Annotated in this window: 19 protein-coding genes; 11 read left to right on the top strand and 8 right to left on the bottom strand. The window is 66.3% G+C overall.

Annotated elements, in window-relative coordinates; genetic code table 11:
* Positions 1 to 35 precede the first annotated feature (35 nt).
* The gene (gene ppsA, locus J7S20_RS02150; protein ID WP_284052587.1) at positions 36 to 2,462 is read left to right on the top strand and encodes a phosphoenolpyruvate synthase; all 2,427 of its coding nucleotides are present in this window, start codon (positions 36 to 38) and stop codon (positions 2,460 to 2,462) included.
* Positions 2,459 to 3,388, top strand: a complete 930-nt coding sequence (locus J7S20_RS02145; protein WP_284052586.1) for a 1-phosphofructokinase family hexose kinase — start codon at positions 2,459 to 2,461, stop codon at positions 3,386 to 3,388. The genes ppsA and J7S20_RS02145 overlap by 4 nt, the downstream gene beginning before the upstream one ends.
* Here J7S20_RS02145 and J7S20_RS02140 read toward each other — a convergent pair.
* Together J7S20_RS02140 and J7S20_RS02135 are read right to left on the bottom strand one after the other, a co-directional pair.
* A complete protein-coding gene (locus J7S20_RS02140) occupies positions 3,385 to 3,774 on the bottom strand; it encodes a DUF302 domain-containing protein (protein ID WP_284052585.1) in 390 nt (129 codons plus the stop codon). The two genes, J7S20_RS02145 and J7S20_RS02140, sit on opposite strands and share 4 nt — an antisense overlap.
* A 36-nt stretch (positions 3,775 to 3,810) precedes the next feature.
* Positions 3,811 to 4,176, bottom strand: coding sequence for an ANTAR domain-containing protein (locus J7S20_RS02135; protein ID WP_284052584.1), 366 nt, complete (start codon positions 4,174 to 4,176; stop codon positions 3,811 to 3,813).
* 156 nt (positions 4,177 to 4,332) lie between these two features.
* Here J7S20_RS02135 and J7S20_RS02130 point away from each other — a divergent pair, with 156 nt between their 5' ends.
* From J7S20_RS02130 to J7S20_RS02100, 7 genes are all read left to right on the top strand, one after another.
* Complete coding sequence (locus J7S20_RS02130; protein WP_284052583.1) at positions 4,333 to 5,325, top strand: zinc-dependent alcohol dehydrogenase family protein; 993 nt, start codon at positions 4,333 to 4,335, stop codon at positions 5,323 to 5,325.
* 123 nt (positions 5,326 to 5,448) lie between these two features.
* Positions 5,449 to 6,789, top strand: a complete 1,341-nt coding sequence (locus tag J7S20_RS02125) for an erythromycin esterase family protein (protein WP_284052582.1) — start codon at positions 5,449 to 5,451, stop codon at positions 6,787 to 6,789.
* 3 nt (positions 6,790 to 6,792) lie between these two features.
* Complete coding sequence (locus tag J7S20_RS02120; RefSeq protein ID WP_284052581.1) at positions 6,793 to 7,443, top strand: dienelactone hydrolase family protein; 651 nt, start codon at positions 6,793 to 6,795, stop codon at positions 7,441 to 7,443.
* Between the two features lie 14 nt (positions 7,444 to 7,457).
* Positions 7,458 to 8,141: a phosphoribosyltransferase gene (locus tag J7S20_RS02115; protein ID WP_284052580.1), complete on the top strand. Its 684-nt coding sequence runs from the start codon at positions 7,458 to 7,460 to the stop codon at positions 8,139 to 8,141.
* A 1-nt stretch (position 8,142) separates the two neighbouring features.
* Positions 8,143 to 8,274, top strand: coding sequence for a hypothetical protein (locus tag J7S20_RS02110; RefSeq protein WP_284052579.1), 132 nt, complete (start codon positions 8,143 to 8,145; stop codon positions 8,272 to 8,274).
* Positions 8,275 to 8,376: 102 nt separating this feature from the next.
* Positions 8,377 to 9,039: an OmpW/AlkL family protein gene (locus tag J7S20_RS02105; protein ID WP_284052578.1), complete on the top strand. Its 663-nt coding sequence runs from the start codon at positions 8,377 to 8,379 to the stop codon at positions 9,037 to 9,039.
* Positions 9,040 to 9,153: 114 nt separating this feature from the next.
* Complete coding sequence (locus tag J7S20_RS02100) at positions 9,154 to 10,230, top strand: NAD(P)-dependent alcohol dehydrogenase (RefSeq protein WP_284052577.1); 1,077 nt, start codon at positions 9,154 to 9,156, stop codon at positions 10,228 to 10,230.
* Here the strand turns inward: J7S20_RS02100 and J7S20_RS02095 are convergent.
* From J7S20_RS02095 to J7S20_RS02080, 4 genes are all read right to left on the bottom strand, one after another.
* Positions 10,227 to 11,861: a bifunctional aminoglycoside phosphotransferase/ATP-binding protein gene (locus tag J7S20_RS02095; protein WP_284052576.1), complete on the bottom strand. Its 1,635-nt coding sequence runs from the start codon at positions 11,859 to 11,861 to the stop codon at positions 10,227 to 10,229. The genes J7S20_RS02100 and J7S20_RS02095 overlap by 4 nt on opposite strands.
* A gap of 73 nt (positions 11,862 to 11,934) precedes the next feature.
* Positions 11,935 to 12,630 carry an ABC transporter ATP-binding protein gene (locus J7S20_RS02090; protein ID WP_284052575.1) on the bottom strand — a complete coding sequence of 232 codons (696 nt, stop codon included), beginning with the start codon at positions 12,628 to 12,630 and terminating at the stop codon, positions 11,935 to 11,937.
* Complete coding sequence (locus J7S20_RS02085; protein WP_284052574.1) at positions 12,627 to 13,877, bottom strand: ABC transporter permease; 1,251 nt, start codon at positions 13,875 to 13,877, stop codon at positions 12,627 to 12,629. The genes J7S20_RS02090 and J7S20_RS02085 overlap by 4 nt, the downstream gene beginning before the upstream one ends.
* Positions 13,874 to 14,881, bottom strand: coding sequence for an efflux RND transporter periplasmic adaptor subunit (locus tag J7S20_RS02080; protein WP_284052573.1), 1,008 nt, complete (start codon positions 14,879 to 14,881; stop codon positions 13,874 to 13,876). The genes J7S20_RS02085 and J7S20_RS02080 overlap by 4 nt, the downstream gene beginning before the upstream one ends.
* Positions 14,882 to 15,021: 140 nt before the next feature.
* Between J7S20_RS02080 and J7S20_RS02075 the strand changes: the two genes are divergently transcribed.
* Together J7S20_RS02075 and J7S20_RS02070 are read left to right on the top strand one after the other, a co-directional pair.
* Complete coding sequence (locus J7S20_RS02075; RefSeq protein ID WP_284052572.1) at positions 15,022 to 16,158, top strand: site-2 protease family protein; 1,137 nt, start codon at positions 15,022 to 15,024, stop codon at positions 16,156 to 16,158.
* Positions 16,159 to 16,183: 25 nt separating this feature from the next.
* A complete protein-coding gene (locus J7S20_RS02070; RefSeq protein ID WP_284052571.1) occupies positions 16,184 to 17,005 on the top strand; it encodes a universal stress protein in 822 nt (273 codons plus the stop codon).
* Positions 17,006 to 17,020: 15 nt separating this feature from the next.
* On the opposite strand, the gene J7S20_RS02065 is transcribed toward J7S20_RS02070, so the two are convergent.
* Positions 17,021 to 17,851 (bottom strand): universal stress protein, encoded by an 831-nt coding sequence (locus J7S20_RS02065; RefSeq protein WP_284052570.1) that lies wholly within the window; start codon positions 17,849 to 17,851, stop codon positions 17,021 to 17,023.
* Between the two features lie 4 nt (positions 17,852 to 17,855).
* Positions 17,856 to 20,456, bottom strand: coding sequence for a cation-translocating P-type ATPase (locus tag J7S20_RS02060; RefSeq protein ID WP_284053375.1), 2,601 nt, complete (start codon positions 20,454 to 20,456; stop codon positions 17,856 to 17,858).
* Positions 20,457 to 20,532 lie beyond the last annotated feature (76 nt).

The raw sequence follows: 20,532 nt of genomic DNA, 5'->3' as shown, positions 1-20,532 counted from the left end.
TATCACACGAACGGTCGCTGCGAGAGGGTGCGCGCATGGACGATCAAGCTGTTGCCGAACCCGCCGTCACCGCCGCTCCGGTCCGCTGGTTCGAGGATTTGCGCGTCACCGATGTGCCCGTCGTCGGCGGCAAGAACGCTTCGCTGGGCGAGATGATTTCGGCGCTCACGCCAAAGGGGATCGCGGTACCGCCCGGTTTCGCCACGACGGCGGACGCGTATCGCGCCTTCGTTCGCGACGCAGGCATCGAAGCACCGCTGAAAGCCGCAATGGCGGCCTATCGCAGCAAGAGCAGCACGCTGGAAGAAACCGGCGAAGCAGTCCGCCGCCTGTTTCTGGAGGCAGAGCTTCCCGCCGCGCTCACCGATGCGGTCGCCCAGGGCTATCGCCGGCTGTCCGAACGCGTCGGCAAGGCAGAAGCGGCGGTTGCCGTCCGGTCTAGCGCGACGGCGGAAGACCTGCCCGATGCGAGCTTCGCCGGGCAACAGGAAACCTTTCTCAACATCGTCGGCGAGCGCGCGCTGATCGATGCTTGCCGGCGCTGCTATGCCTCGCTGTTCACGGACCGCGCCATTGCCTATCGCGAGGCCAAGGGCTTCGACCATCTCGACGTCGCACTGTCGATCGGCATTCAGGCGATGGTGCGGTCAGACCTTGCCGGATCGGGGGTGATGTTCTCCATCGATCCCGATAGCGGATTTCCCCGAACGGTCGTCATCAGCGCCGCCTGGGGGCTGGGTGAAACCGTGGTTCAGGGAAGCGTCGATCCCGATCGGTATATGGTGTTCAAACCGCTGCTGGACGATGGCGCATACAGTCCCATCGTCGGCAAGGAGCTGGGCGAGAAGGCGCAGAAGCTCGTTTACGGGAGCGGCGGCAGCGCGCGGACCTCGCTCGTCGCCACGACCACAAGTGAACGCCGCGCGCTGGTTCTCGATGACGACGAGGTTCTGCTGCTTGCGCGCTGGGCCGCGGCGATCGAAGCGCATTACGGGCGACCGATGGACATGGAATGGGCCAAGGACGGCGAAACCGGCAAGCTGTTCATCGTCCAGGCGCGTCCCGAAACCGTCCAGTCCACGCGGTCGAACACGGTGCTGCGCAACTGGCGGCTCGACGCGGAGGCAACGCCCGTCGCCAGCGGAGCGGCGGTAGGCGACAGCATCGCGAGCGGGCCCGCCTATGTCGTCCATTCGACCGACGACCTCGCCGCCTTTCCCGAAGGTGCGATCATGATCGCCGCGACGACCGACCCGGACTGGGTGCCGGCAATGCGCCGCGCGAAAGGGATCGTCACCGACCATGGCGGCCCGACGAGCCATGCCGCCATCGTCGCGCGCGAACTGGGCGTGCCCGCGGTGGTCGGCACGAGCAACGCGACGCATATCGTAAAGCCAGGCGAAGTGCTGACCCTGTCCTGCGCCGAGGGCGATCGCGGCAAGCTCTATCGCGGCGCGCTGCCCTTCAGCCATGAAGATATCGATATCGGCACACTGCCCGACACCGCCACAAAACTGATGGTCAACATCGCCAGTCCGTCGGCCGCGTTCCGTTGGTGGCGGCTGCCGGCAAAGGGGATCGGCCTCGCCCGCATGGAGTTCATCATCGGCACGCTGATCCGCGTGCATCCCATGGCACTCGTCCATCCCGAGCGCGTCGAGGACGCCGCCACGCGGAGCGCCATTGCAGAGCGCACGCGCGGCTTCGCCGATCCGAAGGATTATTTCGTCGATACACTGGCGCAGGGCATCGCGCGCATCGCGTCGGCCTATCACCCGCATCCGGTGATCGTCCGCCTGAGCGACTTTAAGAGCAACGAATATGCGCACCTGCTGGGCGGCGCCGATTTCGAGGAGCGCGAAGCGAATCCGATGATCGGCTTTCGCGGCGCCTCTCGTTATTATCACGAGCGCTATCGCGAGGGATTTGCGCTCGAGTGCGCGGCGTTGAAACGCGTTCGCGAAACGATGGGCTTTACCAATGTCGTGGTGATGGTCCCGTTTTGCCGGACGCTGGGCGAAGCCGACAAGGTACTCGCCGAAATGTCGAAAAACGGGCTGGCGCGCGGCGACAAGGGGCTTCAGGTCTATGTCATGGCCGAAATACCCGCCAATATCGTGCTTGCCGAGGAATTTGCGAAGCGGTTCGACGGCTTTTCGATCGGGTCGAATGACCTGACGCAACTGACCCTGGGCATCGACCGCGATTCCGATCTGCTCGCGCCGTTGTTCGATGAGCGCGACCCGGCGGTTACGCGCAGCATCGCCAGCCTGATCGCGAGGGCGCATGAATGCGGGGCGAAGGTCGGGATATGCGGCCAGGCGCCGAGCAACTATCCCGAATTCGCAGCAATGCTGGTCGAACATGGCATCGACAGCATCTCGCTGAACCCCGACAGCTTCGTGACGACACTGCGCCATCTCGCCAAGGTCGAATCCGCCCGGGACGTCGCGGCGGCGTGATCGCGACGCTGACGCTCAACCCGGCGCTCGACATCGCTTCGACAACGCCGGTCGTTCGCCCGACGCACAAGTTGCGCTGCACGCCCCCGCTGCACGATGCGGGCGGCGGAGGAATCAATGTCGCGCGCGCGGTGATCGAAATGGGCGGAGAGGCGTGCGCGGTCTTTCCGGCGGGCGGCCCGGCCGGAGACATGATCGAGCGGCTTCTCGACGAAGCTTCGGTGCCGTTCGCGACCGTCGCGATTTCGGGGCTGACACGCGAAAGCTTCGCCATCACCGAAGCCGATACCGGCAGGCAATATCGCTTCGTCCTGCCGGGACCCGACGTCGATATTGCTGCGCAGCGATCGCTGATCGAGCGGATCGACGGCCTGTCTCCGAAAGCGTCCTACCTCGTCGTCAGCGGCAGCCTGCCGCCCGGCGTCGGAAACGATTTTTTCGCGCGATTGAGGACATGGTGCACCGCGAACGATTGCCGCGCCATCCTCGACAGTTCGGGAGCCGGACTGGTCGAGGCTTCAGCGCTTGGCGCATGGCTGGTCAAACCGAGCCTGAGCGAGCTCGAGGCGATTGCCGGACACGCCCTGCCCGACACCGAGACGCGCATTACGGCGGCGCGCGCGATGCTGCGCTCGCATGGAGCGCACGCGATATTGCTTTCGCTGGGCGCGGCGGGGGCGCTGCTCGTGACCGAAAATGCTGCGCAGCAAATTGCCGCGCCACAGGTGCGCACGGTCAGCGGGATCGGCGCCGGTGACACGATGGTCGCGGCGCTGGTGCTGGCACTGTCTCGCGGTTGGGAGCTCGATGCCGCGGCGCGCTATGGCGTTGCGGCGGGGGCAGCCGCACTGCTGACCCCCGGCACCGACCTTGCGCGCCGCGCCGATGTCGAACGGCTATATACCGAACTGAAGTCGCCGGCCTAAGCCAGGCTGTCGATCACGCGTTGCAGCTTGGCGCGCACCTGATCGGCCGCCTTTGCAAGATCGGGATTGTCGATCGCCTGCATCGACGCCACCGGATCGACCGCGGCAACCTCTGTCTCGCCCTCCTTTTTCTGCTGAACGATGACGTTGCAGGGCAGCATCGTGCCGACCTTGTCTTCGATCTGAAGCGCCTCATGCGCAAGCTTGGGATTGCACGCGCCGAGAATCCGGTAAGGCTGGAAATCGGCGCCGATCTTTTCCTTCAGCGTGGCGGCGATATCGATCCGCGTCAGCACGCCGAACCCTTCGTCCTTCAGCGCCGCCTCGACGCGGGCCTCGGCATCGTCGAGCGACAGCGGCAGCGTGGTAGCGATGTAAAAACTCATGCGACGGTCTCCTTGGCTGATACGGAGCCCGAACGCCTAGAAGCTGTCGTTCGATCCTACCTGTCTCGAACGCTCCACCGCGTCTCGCATGGCATCCATCTTGAACGGGCCGTCGATATGCGCGCCGGCTGGCAACGACTTTTTCACGCGCGCGGCGTCGCCGGTGACGAGCAGCATCGGAACGTCGTGGCGCTGGGCGATCCGGCGACCGGCATCGATTGCGGAGCCTTCGATAATCTGATCGCCGACGACGACCAGGTCGGGCTCGCGAATGTCGGCGGCCTCCACCGCTTCCTCCTCGGTCCAGGCGTGCGCGATGCTCTTGAATCCAAGCGCGCACAGCTGGTCGGTAATGACGCGGCTGACTTCCCTGTTGCCGTCGATGACCAACGCGTGACTCATTCTGTCCTCCGTCGACTCGTGCCCGACTGTTGTGCAGGACCGCGAAGAAAGATGGCTCTCCGCAATTGTACGGAGCCGCACCGTAGCATTACCGATCCCGGCGGTTCTGCGACGGGCCTAGGGTTGCACGCCCTCATGGGCTGACGAGGATCGGACATGCCGAAGATGCGAGCGATGCAGCTTGACCGGGTCGGCGCGGCGCTGCGCCCGGTCGAACGCGCCATTCCGGAGCCGGGCCATGGCGAAGTGCTGATCGAGGTGGCGGCGTGCGGTGTCTGCCGTACCGATCTGCACGTGATCGACGGCGACGTGCCCGCAAACCTTCCCGTCATCCCGGGGCACGAGGTCGTCGGCCGCGTGGTGGCGATGGGCGAAGGCGTATCGGGTCGCGAGATCGGCGAACGCATCGGCGTTCCCTGGCTCGCATCGACCTGCGGCGATTGTTTCTACTGCGAGGCCGGGCAGGAAAATCTTTGCGATCATCCGCAGTTCACCGGCGCAACGCGCGATGGGGGCTATGCCACCCATATCGTCGCCGATGCGCGTTTCTGCTTTCCCATTCCCGACGCGTTCGACGACGTTCATGCGGCACCGCTGCTGTGCGCCGGGCTAATCGGCCACCGGTCCCTGCGCATGGCCGGAAACGGATCGCGGCTGGGCTTGTACGGTTTCGGCGCAGCGGCGCATATCGTCGCACAGGCCGCCATATGGGAAGGCTGCGACGTCTTCGCGCTGACCCGTCCCGGTGACGAACAGGGACAGGATTTCGCCCGCGCGCTGGGGTGCCGCTGGGCGGGTGGATCGGACGAAGTTCCGCCGCAGGAGTTGGACGCGGCGATCCTGTTCGCACCGGTCGGAGCCCTGGTCCCGGCAGCATTGAAGGCGGTGCGAAAGGGCGGGACCGTGGTGTGCGCGGGCATCCATATGAGCGACATCCCATCCTTTCCCTATGCCAATCTGTGGGGCGAACGCGTGGTTCGTTCGGTCGCCAACCTGACGCGCGACGACGGCCGCCACTTCTTCACGCTGGCGGGTCAGATCCCGGTCGCGACGACCGTGACGACCTTTCCTTTGTCGGCGGCGAACGAAGCCGTTCAGGCGGTGCGCGACGGTGCGCTGTCGGGGGCCGCGGTGCTGATTCCCGATTGATCGCCCCGCCCTTCCCCGCCGGTTCCGTAACATTGCGAAGTGATCGCGCCGACAAGCTGGGCGAAGCTTCGACAATGCCGTCCGAGCGCGGGCCACTTGCCGCGACAAACCGGAGATCGGCCGATGAGCTATATCGAACAGCTGACCGAAAAGCGCGGTCCATCCGACGCGATGGTCAACCTGCTGCGCGCGGAAGCGGAGCCGCTGCCCCATCCCGACGACCATGATGCGTTCGGCGCCTTTTTCGATCGCTATGGCGATGCCCGGGTGGTGCTGCTCGGCGAAGCGACGCACGGCACGTCCGAATTCTACCGCGCGCGCTCCGCCATCACGCGCCGCCTGATCGAACGCCACGGCTTTTCCATCGTCGCGGTAGAAGCCGACTGGCCCGATGCCGCGCGGATCGACGATTATGTCCGGCATCAGGCGCTGCGCCCGCGTCGGGGCGACAGCTTCGTCCGTTTTCCGACCTGGATGTGGCGCAATATCGAGGTGCTGCAGTTCGCCGACTGGCTGCGCGGACATAATGAGAAGCTTGCCGAGCAGGACCGCGCCTCGTTTCACGGCCTCGACGTTTATTCGCTCAGCGAGTCGATCCATGCCGTGCTGACGTATCTCGACGGCGTCGATCCCGATGCGGCGGCACGGGCGCGGCAGCGCTATGGCTGCCTGACGCCCTGGCAGGACGATCCCGCCGGATATGGCCGCGCAGCGATCTCTTCGGGCAGTTCGGCCTGCGAGGATGCGGTCGTCGCGCAGCTTCGCGAGCTTCTCGTCAAGCGGCTCGAATATCTTGCGAATGACGGGGAACGCTGGTTCGACGCGGTCCAGAATGCGCGCATCGTGCGCGCCGCCGAACGCTATTACCGCGCGATGTACCGCGGCGGGGCGGAAAGCTGGAATCTGCGCGACCGGCACATGTTCGGCACGCTCCAGGCGCTGCTCGCGCATCGCGGCGACGGGGCAAAGGCCGTCGTCTGGGCGCATAACAGCCATGTCGGCAACGCCGCTGCGACCGCGATGGGCTGGCAGGGCGAATTCAACATCGGCGAACTGGCGCGCATGGCGCATGGCGGCGAAGCGGTCTCGATCGGTTTCGGCACCGATCGCGGCACCGTTGCGGCGGCGAGCAACTGGGACGGCGACATGGAGATCAAGCGCGTCCGCCCCGCGCGTGACGACAGCTATGAAGCGGCATTCCGGCGGACCGGCCTTGCCCGCTCGCTGACCGACTGGCGCGAACCCGGCCGGCACCATCTTCGCGAACAGCTTCGCGAGCCGCTGCTCGAGCGCGCGATCGGAGTGATCTATCGGCCCGAGACCGAGTATGCGAGCCACTATTTCCAGGCGGTGCTCGCCGAACAATTCGACGCGATGGTGTGGTTCGAAGAAACCCGTGCCGTCACCCCGCTCGGCCGCGAACATCCGCGCGGCGCCCCCGAAACCTATCCATTCGGACTGTAAGCCATGGCGACCATTTCCACCGACCAGCACGAAGTCAGCATCGGCGCGGAGAAGCTTACCGGCTTTCTTAGCGTACCGCGCGGCGCGCAGGGCGTCGTCGTCTTTGCCCATGGCAGCGGGAGCGGACGGCTGAGCCCGCGCAACAATCACGTCGCCGCCGCGCTGCGCAACGAGGGGCTGGGCACGCTCCTGCTCGACCTGCTTCACCCCGAAGAAGAAGCCGACCGACGCAACGTGTTCGACATCGCGCTGCTTGCCTCGCGCCTGCTCGTCGCGGCACGCTGGGTGAGCCAGTACGAAGAAGCGGCGACGCTGCCGATCGGGTATTTCGGTGCGAGCACCGGCGGCGGGGCGGCACTTTATGCCGCGGCCAAGGCGCCCGACCTCTGCCGCGCCGTGGTGTCGCGCGGCGGGCGCCCCGACCTGGCCGGGGCGGAAGCGCTGGGGCATGTCCGCGCACCGACACAGTTGATCGTCGGCAGCCGCGACCTGCCGGTGATCGAACTCAACCGCACCGCGATGCGGCACCTGCACTGCGAACGCGAACTCGTCATCGTGCCCGGCGCCCATCATCTGTTCGAGGAACCGGGCACGCTCGATCAGGTCATCGGACATGCCACACGGTGGTTCCGAACGCATCTGGTCGCGGACTGACCGGAAGGAGAAACATGATGCTCCACCGCCCCGCCTTTGCCGACCGCCACGATGCCGGGCGCAAGCTTGCAGCCGCGGTCCGGCGCGAACGGTTGCGCGATCCGCTGGTGCTGGCATTGCCGCGCGGCGGTGTACCCGTCGCCTATGAGGTCGCCCATGCGCTACACGCCGATCTCGACCTGCTCGTGGTGCGCAAGCTGGGAGCGCCGGGATATGAGGAACTCGGTATCGGCGCGGTCGTCGATGGCGACGATCCGCAACTCCTGCTGAACGAGGATGTCGTGCGGCAGCTCGCCCCCAGCCCGGACTATATCCGTCACGAAATGCAGCGCCAGCTCAAGGAAATAGAGCGTCGGCGAAAGGCCTATCTGGGCGAACGGTCGCCAATCCCCATTCGCGGGCGAGACGTGGTGCTGGTCGATGACGGCATCGCCACGGGGGGGACGATCCGGGCGGCGCTTCGCGGCGTGCGCAAGGCGGGGGCGGCGCGGCTGATCCTGGCGGTTCCCGTCGCGCCCGCGGACACGCTCGCCGAGCTTCGCGGGCAGGCGGACGCGGTTATCTGTCTGGAAACGCCCTATCCGTTTCACGCCGTCGGCGCGCATTATGCAGATTTCACGCAGACGTCGGACGATGAGGTGGTCGCGCTGATGGACCGCGCGGCTGCGGAGCGCCGCGATGCGGTGGCGGAGGACTGATGTGGGACCGCGCCTGCGCCCTGCCTGGCTGCTGACCGTGCTCGGCGTGGTCGGTGTCGTGCTTGCGGCATGGGTCGTGATCTTCTTCCTGCGCAACCTCTGGGTGATCCTGAACAGCTACATCCAGACCTGACCCATCCGTAAAAATACCTAGCCCCTTCCATTGCGCTGGATCAAAGCCGTTGTTGCGGACGCGGAATATCCGGTTGGCGTTGTTTTCGAAGGAGAAAGCGCCATGCGCATACTGACCGCCACCGCCATTGCCACCGTCGCGCTCGGCGCAGCCGCCGCACCCGCCCATGCGCAGTCGAACGGCCCCGAAGTCCTCGTTCGCGCACGGGCGATCTGGGTATCGCCGACAGAACGGTCCGGCCCCGTGACCCCGGGCTTTCCGGGCAGCGAAGTCGGCGTCGGCGACAGCGTGATGCCCGAGGTGGATTTCACGCTGAAGCCGACCAAGCATATCGGCGTCGAACTCATCCTTGCCACCACGCGGCACGAAGCGAAGGGTCGCGGCACGCTGTCGGGGATCGATACGCTCGCAAGCACCTGGGTGCTGCCGCCCACGCTGACGCTACAGTATCACTTCGCGCCGGACGCCAAGGTGCGCCCCTATATCGGCGCGGGCGTGAACTACACGATCTTCTATTCCGAACATGCCAGCGACGCGCTCGAAAACGCGATCGGGCCGACCAAGGTCAGCCTCGACGACAGCTTCGGCTATGCGCTTCAGGCGGGCACCGATGTCGATCTGACCGACAAGATATTCCTCAATTTCGACGTCAAATATATCGATATGGACACCACCGCCCGGCTCGACACCAACGGGACGATCAACACCTCGCGCATCCATATCGACCCGCTCGTTTTCGGCGTGGGCGTCGGCACGCGCTTCTGAAGGACCCCTCCTTGGGCCGCCGGTTCGCCGGCGGCCCGTTTTGTCCGGAACATTGCTTACCGACCGGCACGCGCCATCGGCATATCCTGATGCCCGCAACCACAGGAGGATGCGATGCCCGACAAGATGCGTGCGGCGATCTTCGTCAAGCCGGGAGAGATCGTGCTGGGCGAAAAACCGGTGCCGCAGCCGGGCCCGCTCGACGCGCTGATCCGGATCACGACGACCACGATCTGCGGGACGGACATTCACATCCTGAAGGGCGAATATCCGGTCGAAAGCGGACTGACCATCGGCCATGAACCCGTCGGCGTGATCGAAAAGCTCGGTTCGGCGGTCACGGGCTATGAAGAGGGGCAGCGCGTCATCGCCGGCGCGATCACCCCTTCGGGCTGGTCGAACGCATCGCTCGATGGCTGCCATGCCCAGTGCGGCGCCGGAACGCAGCATGGCTGGAAGGCGATCGGCGGTTGGCGCTTCGGCAACACGATCGACGGCGCTCAGGCCGATTATCTGCTCGTCCCCGACGCGATGGCGAACCTCGCGCCCATCCCCGACGGGCTGAGCGACGAGCAAGTTCTGATGTGCCCCGACATCATGTCGACCGGGTTCGGCGGCGCCGAATCGGGACGCATCCGTATCGGCGATATCGTGGCCGTCTTTGCACAGGGTCCGATCGGGCTATGCGCGACCGCGGGTGCACGGCTGATGGGCGCGGCGGAGATCATCGCGGTCGAATCGGTGCCCGCCCGCGTCGAAATCTCTCGCAGGATGGGCGCCGATCACGTTGTCGACTTCACCCGCGAGGACCCGGTCGAGGCGATCATGCGCATCACCAAGGGGCGCGGAGTCGATGTCGCGATCGAGGCGCTGGGCAAACAGGCGACGTTCGAAGCCGCGCTGCGGTCGCTGCGTCCCGGCGGCACCTTGTCGTCGCTCGGCGTCTATTCAGAGGACCTGACGATCCCGCTCGACGCTTTTTCGGCGGGGCTTGGCGACAACAGCATCCGCACGACGCTGTGCCCGGGCGGCAAGGAGCGGATGCGCCGATTGATGGCGACAGTCGAGGCGGGGCGCGTCGATACCGCGGCACTCGTCACGCATCATTTCGGGCTCGACGATATCGAAACCGCCTATGACCTGTTCGGCCACCAGCGCGACGGCGTGCTGAAGGTCGCGATCCGGCCCTAGACCCGCTCGACCAGCGCCGGCTTTCCTTTTCCGGCCATGGTCAAAGCATCGCCAACGACGCTGCGGATACGATCGGCGACCGCTTCGGCGGAGCCGTTCGCATCGACGCTGCGCCACGGTTCGATCAACCCCAGGTCATAGCCCGACTGCACACGCGCGACGCCCGCATCCGCGTCGGAAGCATCTGGCGCGCGGGCGCCGATCCGCTCGACCCGCGTCGCTTCTGCGACGTCGAGCCAGATGCCGATGAACGGCACGGCTTCGGAGCGCGCGACCTGCGCGATCATCCGGCGCTCGCGCTTATCGGCGAAAACGGCATCGGCGATGACGAAGCTTCCGCTGCCGGTCAGTTCACCGGCATGTTCGCCCAGTCGGGAATAGACCATCTCGTTCATCGCATGGGTGTAGGCGGAGGGCGGTAGCGTCGTTTCCGGCGGAACGTTCGCGAGCCGCTTGCGCAATATGTCGCTGCGCAACACGCGTGCGCCCGGCGCAACGCCGAACGCCCCAGCGATCCGGCGCGCAACCGTCGATTTTCCCGATCCCGACAAGCCGCCGATCGCGACCAGCGCCGCCGGCTGCGGTTCGATCAGCCGGTGCGCGAGCCGCAGAAACTCGCGCGCCCTTGCCGCATGTGCCGCGTCATCGCCGTTGCGCCGGCTGGTCGCCGCCAGAACATGCGCGCGGATCGTCGCGCGGACCGACAGGAACAGCGGCATCAGCGCGACGCCGTCCTCGTCGCCCGAAAGATCGCAATAACGGTTGAAAACCAGATTCGCCTGGTCCCCCCGTCCGCGCGAGATCAGGTCCATCAGCAGGAAGGCGAGGTCGTACAGAACGTCGATCGTGGCCAGCTCGTCGTCGAATTCGATGCAGTCGAACGGCGTCGGCGCACCGTCGATCATCGCGATATTGCCGAGGTGCAGATCGCCATGGACGTGGCGGACACGCCCAAGGCGCGCGCGCGCGTCGAGCCGCGCCGACAGATGTTCGGCGGCGTGGCGCTGCTTTTCGATGAGTCCGCTGATTTCTCCGTCGAGCAGATCGAGAAATGCGGCCGAGGTTACCGCATTGCCATCGATGATCTCGCGAAGCGCAGCCGCCCCGCCACCGCCGCGATCGACCGGCGATGCGGCGTGGTAGGCAGCAACGCGGTCGGTGAGTGCCAGCAACGTCGCATCATCGAGCGCGTCGCGCTCCGCCATCCGGTCGAGCAGCTTGTCCTGAGGAAAGCGGCGCATCTCGAGAAGCCAGTCCACCGCCCCTCCTCCGCCCGATATGGCGAGCGCACCGCCCTCGCGCGTCACCGGATGCACGGCAAGGTAGAGATCGGGCGCGGTGCGCCGGTTGAGCCGCAACTCGGCCTCGAGCGCCTTCCTGCGCAATTCCGGCGTCGAGAAATCGAGATAGTCGAAGCGTACCGCACGCTTCAGCTTCCATGCGCGGTCGCCCGACAGGAAGATGCTGGCGGCGTGAGTATCGACGCGATCGGGCGGGTCGCCCCCGAACGCCGCTCCGCTCGCCAGCCATTCGACGACTTCGTGCTGGGCGCGTTCGGCGTCGCGCCAGAAGCGTTCGCCTTCGCGCAGACGGCCAGAGGCGGGGGTGGCATCGTGACGAGGTTTCGGCATGGCGTCTTCCCGATTTGTCGATCAACGCAGCGCGCACCATGCGGCGCCGTTTCGCGCGGCGGAATCGGGGACTCTACGAAGCCGCCATCGTCCCGCCCGCCACGATGTGCCCGTCGAGCATCTCGATCCGGGCATCGGCGTTCGCCGCAATCGCCCCATCATGGGTGACGCAAACGACCGCCCTGCCCTGCTCGCCCGCAACCTGATGCAGCGTATCGACAACGCGCTGCGAATTGACGCTGTCGAGGCTTCCGGTCGGTTCGTCGGCGAGGATCAGTACCGGATCGTTGGCGAGCGCGCGGGCGATCGCCACCCGCTGCCGTTCGCCGCCTGACAGATGGCCGGGCAGCTTGGCGGTCTTTTCGCCGATGCCGAGCTCTGAAAGGAGCATGTGCGCCCTGTCGCGCGCAGCATGCCGGTCGAGCCGTCCCAACCGGCGCATCGGCAGCGAGACATTTTCCAGCGCCGTCAGCTCGGGGAGCAGGAAGTGAAACTGGAAGATGAAACCGAAGCGTTCGAGGCGCAGCCGCGCCCGCGCATCACCGCTGAGCGGCGTCGTATCGCGCCCTTCTATCAGCAGGGTTCCGTCGTCGGGCCGGTCGAGCATGCCGAGCAGATAGAGCAGCGATGACTTTCCGCACCCCGACGGCCCGACAATCGCGGTGAAGCTTCCCGGTGCGATCGCGAAGCTGGCGTCATCGACCAGCGTGACCGGCGGATCGAGCGGCAGGGTGCGGGTCAGGCCGCGCGCCTCGACGATCGCGCTCATGCGGCGCTGCGCAGAATATCGACGGGATCGACGCGCGCCGCCTTGCGCGCCGGCAACCACGCGGCAAGCACGCCGGATGCGAGCGATGCCGCAGCCGCGATCGCATATTGGCGCGCCGAACGATCGAGCGGCAACGACTGGTGTTCGCCGTTGATCGAGAAATCGAGCGAGCCGAGTATCGTCATCAGCCCATAGCCGAGCAGCCATCCGAGCATGATGCCGACCGCCGCAAGCGCGAGGCCTTCGATGACGAAGGTCAGTTGCAGATCGCCTTCGGAAAAGCCAACCGAACGAAGGATCGCGATGTCGCGAACCTTGTCGGCGACGCTGGTCGAAACCGCGGTGTAGATGCCGAAACTCGCCACCAACAGGATCGCCGACACGACACTGTACATGATGACGTTGCGCGTGACGAGCAGCGACAGGAAGTCGGCGGAGCGTTCCTGCCAGCTTTCCGCCTTGTAGCCGAAGCGCCTTTCCAGCCGTGCGGCGACATCGTCGGCGGCATAGGGATCGGCAAGGCGGACACCGATCCGGTTGATGATGAACGGCCGCCCCAGCACCGACTGCGCCTCGCGCAGCAGGACATAACCCGACGATGCGCTGAGCTGCCCCGCGCCGCGCTTGAACAGCCCGACGATACGAAGTGTCCGCGTGCCACCCACCGCCGAGGTTGCGCCGACGACATCGCCCATCTGCAGTCCCATGCGCTGCGCCAGATCCTCCCCGATGATGAGGCCGCCCTGCACCGTCTCCAGATCGCGCAACCGCCCGACGCGCAGATTGTCCTCGATCGTGCTGACCTTCGCCTCGATGCCCGGTTCGACACCGACCAGCCCGATCGCCTCCTCGCGCCCGCCGAGGCGCAGCGTGATACCGCCCGTCAGGCTGGGCGAGCCGATCGCACCCGGCATATCGTCCACCGCGCGCAGGATTTCCTGCCAGTCCTTCAGGCCGCGCACCTCGGTCCGCGCCTTTTGATGCCGGATCGCGACCGCGCCGCCGCGATAGGCGAGCGTCGCGGGTTGCGGCGTCGGGCTGCGCAGCTCGTCGGAGATGATGATGTGCGGCGCGGCGTCGATCAGCGTCTTGATGAAATCGGTCTGGCTGCCGATCATCAGCGCCGATACGGCAAGGAAGAATCCCACGCCGACCGCGACGCCGCTTATCGCGACAAGCGTCTGGCGCTTGCGCAGCGCGATATGCTTGAACGCCAGCCCCGCAAGCAGGTTGAGCCGCCCGCTCATCCCGTGCGCGCCGGACGCACCCGGTCACCTGCTTTCAGGTCCGCAGCCGGTTCGGCGATTACCTGCGTACCGGCGGCGACTCCTGAACGAATCTCCACATTATCGGCGCCGACGATTCCGGTCGTCACCGGCACGCGCCGCGCACGCCCCTGCTCGATCGTCCAGACTGCGCCGTCGCGCACCGCGCTGGTCGGCACGACGACCGCCTGCGCATGCTGCTGCGTGACGATATTGACCTCCAGGCTAAGCCCGATCGGCAGGCCGTTGCCCGTATCGGGCACGATCCGTGCGCGAAAGGCACGCTGCGTCGGATCGCCGCCGGGGGTGATCTCGACCAGCCGTCCCTGCAACACGCGGCCGGGCCAGGCGTCGCTCTTCAACAGCGCGCGCTGCCCGGCGCGCAAGCGCGGCACGTCGCGTTCATCGACGGTCGCCGTCACCCACAGATCGCCCGGATCGCCAATCTGCATCAGTTGCGCATTGGGCGTGGCGAGATCGCCGGGCTGAACGTCGCGCTTCAGAACGATGCCCGAAAGCCCGGCACGCACCACCATCTGGTCGAGCCGGGCGCGTGCGGCCGCCGCCCCAGCGCGTGACGCGGCGCGAGATGCCACCGCCTGGTCGCGTGCAGCCTTGGTCACCCAGCCCTTGCCGAACAGCGTCAGCGTGCGCGCGGCATCGAGCGAGGCGCGCGAAGCCTCCGCCTCTGCCTGCGCGACCTGCATGCGCTGTTCGCGGTCGTCGAGCAGGATGAGCGGCTGTCCGCGCACGACGCGGTCGCCTTCATCGACCAGTACCGAGCGGACGGGCGCCGTCAGCCGGGCGGCGACGCGCGCCGGGTGGCGCGGCTCGACATAGCCGGTCGCATAGACGACCTCGACCGCATTCCCTTTACGCGCGACCGCCATCTTCACGCTCGCGGGCGAAGCGCGCAACGCGAAGAAACCCGCCGCAACGACGACGGGCAGCAGCAGGAGCACGAGCCAGAAGCGGAACCTTTTCACGCCCTTGCGGCTATCGGGCCGGGCGCCGCCGCGCCTTACGGAATTATCCGCAGCCGACGTTCCAAATCTACGCAACAATCCCGATCACATCGCAGCGCGCGCCGCCCTATCCTTTTCGCGAAATCTGGGAGAACGGACAGATGCAAAAACGCTGGGCGATCTCGATCGGCTCTTTCGGCGGCACGGTGGTGCGCATCCACCTGACCTTTCTGCTGCTGCTCGCCTGGATCGGGCTATCGGCGCTGACCGCCGGCGGGCCGCGCGCTGCGCTGTTCAGCATCGCCTTCATCACGGCGCTGTTTGCATGTGTCGTGCTCCACGAATTCGGCCATGTCCTCGCGGCGAGGCGCTATGGCATTCCGACGCCCGACATCACGCTCTACCCGATCGGCGGCATGGCCCGGATCAAGAGCAATTTCGAAGATCCGCGCCAGGAACTCGTCATCGCATCGGCCGGCCCGGCGGTAAGCCTGGGCCTGGCGATCGTACTGATGATCGCAGCGGGCGGCATCGCCGATCCGGCGCGGCTGGCGATGCCGTCCGGCCTGCGTGACTTTGCCGGGCTGCTCGCGCTCGCCAATCTGTCGCTTTTCCTGTTCAATCTGCTGCCCGCCTTTCCGATGGACGGCGGGCGCATCTTCCGCGCCGGCCTGTCGCTGCTGCTCGACCGTGACCGGGCGACGCGCGCAGCGAGCTGGACCGGCAGGCTGCTCGGCCTCGCCATCGGAGCTTATGGCGTCGCCATATTCCATCCGATCCTGATGCTGATCGGCGGGTTCGTCTTTCTCGCCGCCTCGGCCGAAGCATCGAGCGTCGACCTGCGCAAGGCCCTGTCGGGGTACCGCATTGGCGATGTGATGGTGGACGATGTCCACATGCTGACAACCGTCGATCCGCTTTCGACCGCTATCGAAGCACTGATCCGCGGCGAACAGGACCGCTTCCCCGTCGTCGATCCGCGCGGCGCGCCCGTCAGCACGATTTCGCGCAGCGATATCATGCTTGCGACGCAGCAGATTGGTCTCGATGCGCCCATCGCGCAGATCCTCGATCGCAACGCCGTCAGCCTGAGGACCGAGGCGTCCGCACAGGATGCGCTCGCCGCGCTCGAGACGGGCGCCGATCCGGTTTTCGTCGTCGATGCGCAGGGAAAGACGATCGGCATCGTCACGATGAACAACCTTGCCGAATTCCGGATGGTCCGGGCGGCAATCGACCGCCCCAGCCCGCGCCCGACCATATTCGGGCGTCGCGACCATGCGGTCCACAAGGGCTGACCCGATGCAAGACGAGGGGGAAATGATGCCGACCGATAAAGTCCTGCTTGCGACCGATCTCAGCGCACGCTGCGACCGCGCGACCGATCGCGCCTTTCTGATCGCCGACCAGCTAGGCTCGTCGGTGGTCCTCCTCCATGTCGTTCGCAGCGATGCGGACGCCGACGAGTTGCTTCGCAAGGCCAAGGGGGCGCTCGAATCGATTATCGGGCATCGAAGCAGCGACTGGGATGTGATCGTCAGAACCGGCAAGGTCGAACCCGAAATCCTCTCCGCCGCCGCGCAGATCGATCCGCGCGTCATCGTCACCGGGGTCGCACGGTTCAACGATGTGGAGGACCATGTGCTGGGCACCGCCGTCGATCATCTCGTGCGGCGTTCCGACGTTCCCGTTCTGGTGGTCAAGCAGCGCGCGCTAAGGCCGTATCGGCGCATACTCGTCGCCACCGATTTCTCGAAACATTCGCTCGCGGCGGTCCAGGCCGCGCTGTCGCTGTTTCCGGCGGCGCATATCGAGGTGCTGCACTGTTCGCATAACGCCTATGGCGCGTGGCTCGACGAAAGCGAAACGGCGCAGGAAATCGCGCACGAGGCAGCAGCGGAAATGGATGCGTTCATGGCGAAGGTCGATACCAGTGCCCATGACGGCCCGCCCCCGGCGGCGCGGCTGGAGATCGGCGAGACCCAGACCTGTATCGGCCGCGTCATGCGCGACGACGCTTTCGACCTGCTCGTCATGGGCACGCACGGGCGCGGCTGGTTCGCGCAGGCGACGATCGGCAGCACGGCATCGTCGGTGCTCAATTTCGTCGATTGCGACGTGCTGATGGTCCGAACATTTCCCTAGCCGGCCGCGCTACTGTCAGTGCGACAGGAACACCGGCATCCGCGCGTCCTGCAACACGCGGCGCGTCGCACCGCCAAGGATGAACTCGCGCGCGCGTGAATGGCCGTATCCGCCCATGACCAGCAGGTCGCTTCCCCAGTCGGTGGCATGGGCGAGAAGCGCGGCGCCCGCGTTCCTTCCTTCCGCCTCGACATGTTCGATATCCGCGGCGATGCCGTGGCGTTCGAGATGCGCGGCGACCGTTTCCAGCCCGGTACCTTCATCGAGCGCCTTGTCGCCAATGACCGCCACCAGCATTACCGTTTCCGCACGCGCAAGCAGCGGGAGCGCGTCGCCCAACGCGCGAGCGGCCGCGGCACTTCCGTCCCAGCCGATCTGAACCTTCAGGCCAACATCGCCGGTTCGCGTTTGCGGCAGGAGCAATATCGGACGGCCTGAACCGAAGAGCAGCGCCTGTGCCACATCGTCGCCCTCGCCATGGGCGTCGACGGGCACGATCGTCAGATCATAGGCGCGGGCATGCGTCACCAGCTCGCGCGATGGTGCGATCGGCAAGGTCTCGAACAAAAACTGGCCGCCCCGCTGGACGTTCGCGAGCCGGTCCTCGACCTGTTCGAGCAGCAGCAGCGTGTTCGCGCGGCTCCGCCGGTTTTCCTCGGCCGCCAGCTCCTTGCCGGTCACCAGGCCGCTGGCGACATAGCGCGTCAGGCGCGTCAGATCGGTCTGCGAAACCGCGACCGACAAACATGCGTCGAACCGTTCGGCCAATCGCCGGGCCGCATCGATGGCGCTTTCGGGCGTCGGGTCGGGATAGCTGCTCAGGTGCAAGAGAAGGTCTTGGATCATCGTTCTACTCCGCAGCGGTTGAAGCCGAAGGTCCGGTCGATCGTCTCTGGCGCAGCACCGCCTTGGTAATTTCCACTGCGACCAGAACGATCACCGCGCCGCCCAGGCACGCGGCGATTTCGACCATGTTCGGCATCGCCAGCCCCAGAATGCCGCGCGTCGCGGGAAACGACATGGCGAGCAGGTGCAATCCCAGCGCGACACCGACACCGGCGACCAGCCACCGGTTGCGCCTCGGGCTGAAACGCAGGATCGACCGGCGCTCGCTGCTGACCGCGAGCACGAACACGTTCTGGAACAGGACGACCGTCAGCAACGCGAGCGAGCGCGAATCATAGAGGCTGCCGCTGCCTTCGAACCACCATCCGAACAGCGCGACGGTGACGAGCATCATCGCCGCCGCCGGGACGAGCATCTGGGCGAGCGCGTTGCCGTCGATCATCGATGACTTGCGCGACCGTGGCGGCCGTTCGAGTTCGTCACCCTCCGCACCGGCAAGCGCGAGGCCGACATTCTGCGCGGTTTCGGTGACGAGGTTGGCCCACAATATCTGAACCGGTGTCAGCGGTGCGGGCAGCCCCATGGCGAGCGCGCCCACGAACATGCTGATTTCCGCCATGCCGGTGCCGATCAGAAAGATCGCGATACGGCGAAGATTGGCATAGGCAGCGCGCCCCTCCTCGATCCCCGAAACGATCGATGCGAAATTGTCGTCGGTCAGGATCAGGTCGGCAGCTTCGCGCGCGACGTCGGTACCGCCGCTACCCATCGCCACACCGATATCGGCAGCCTGAAGCGCGGGTGCATCGTTCACGCCGTCGCCCGTGACGGCAACCGTGTGTCCGCTTTGCTGCAAGATCCTGACGATCTGAAGCTTTTGCGCAGGCTCGATCCGCGCGAACACGCGCGACCGGACGACCATATCGGCAAAGGCCCGTTCATCCTTCGAAAGCGCGTCGAGTTCGGCACCGGTCACGACGCCGTCACCGCCATCGGCAAGACCAAGCCGAACCCCGATCGTGTGCGCGGTGGCCGGATGGTCGCCGGTCAGCATCCGCACCTCGATCCCTGCCGAGCGGCAATGCGCGATTGCTTCCATCGCCTCGGGCCGCAGCGGATCGAGCAATGCGGTGCAGCCGATCATCCGAAGCCCCGAAGGATGCGCAAGATTTGCCGCGCCGGCATCGGCGGCACAGCCATGCGCAAAGGCAAGCACGCGGTAGCCCTGCCGCGCCACTTCTTCGGTCGCGGCCAGCAGATCGGGCGCGACCTGGTCGCACATCGCGGCAATCGTCTCGACCGCGCCCTTGGCAATGACCTCCACCCCATCGCCGCGCCGCACCGCGACGCTCGCAAAGCGGTTGACCGGCTCATAGGCGAAGAGTTCGATCCGTTCTTCGCCGTCTTCGCCCGGCAGGTCGAACATCGCTGCAAAGCGGAGCAGCGCGACGTCGACGCTGTCGCCGATAAAGTCGCCGTCTTCGGTAGCACCCGCTTCGTTGCACTGGCGGGCGGCGTGCGCCAGCGCGGTTACGGTCGCCGCATGTTCGGGACGATCCCAATCGGCCTCGGCAACCGTTCGCCCCTCATCTGTCAGCAACAGCTCCACGGTCAGCCGGTTCTGCGTCAGCGTGCCCGTCTTGTCGGTGGCAATCAGCGTGCACGCGCCCAGCCCCTCGACGGCGGGAAGCGTCCTGACGATGACGTTGCGCCGCGCCATGCGCCGTGTCGCCGCGGCGAGCGCGATGGTCACCGCAATCGGCAAGCCCTCGGGAATGGTCGCAACTGCCAGCGCGATCGCCAGCATCAGGATTTCCTCGATGCCGCTGCCCTTTGCCGCCAGCGCGACCGCCAGCAGCGCGAGCAGCACCACCGTCCCGACCGCGACCTGCCGCGAAAGACGCGCCAGATCGCGCATCAGCGGCAGGGGTTCGGACGCGACTTCGCGCAGCGACAGGTCGATCCGGCCCAATTCGGTCGCCGACCCGGTCGCAACGACAATGCCGGTCGCCCTGCCCGACGTGATCGTCGTTCCCGCGTGCAGCATGTTGCGCCGATCCGCCGCGCGCGTATCGGCGTCGAGCGTGATCGCCGCATCCTTTACGACCGGCATCGCCTCGCCAGTGAGCAACGATTCATCGGCGTGAAGATTGATCGCCCGCAACAGGCGGATATCGCCCGGCACGCGGTCGCCGCTTTCGACGATGACGATGTCCCCCGGCACCAGGATCGCGGCGTCGCGTTCGGCGAGCTTGCCGTCGCGGCGGACCCGCGCATGTTGGCGGATCATGCTGCGCAGCGCCTCCGCACTCGCGCCGGCGCGCCCCTCCTGAACCGCGCCGATCACCGCGTTGAGCACAAGCACGCCGAGGATGAACGCCGCATCCGATCCATGGCCGACGATCGCCGAAATGATCGCAGCGCCGAGGAGCAGATAGATCAGCGGACTGCGGAACTGGCTGAGAAACAGTTTCACCGCCCCCGGCGGGCGGGCATGGGGGAGCGCGTTCGCCCCATATCGTTCCAGTCGCGAATCGGCATCCGGCTCGGACAGGCCCGATTCCGCGGAGCCGAGACGGCAAACACACTGGTCCGCGTCCAGCATATGCCATGTCGCCCGGGCATCGCGGGGCTCCTGATCCTGAACGCCTTGGCGCATCACTTTCGAGGCATCTGTCATC

Origin of the sequence: Stakelama marina (assembly GCF_018122655.1) — a bacterium.
GTDB lineage: Bacteria > Pseudomonadota > Alphaproteobacteria > Sphingomonadales > Sphingomonadaceae > Sphingomonas > Sphingomonas marina.
Note: the sequence above shows the minus strand (reverse complement) of the source record. Positions and strands in the feature narration are given on the sequence as shown.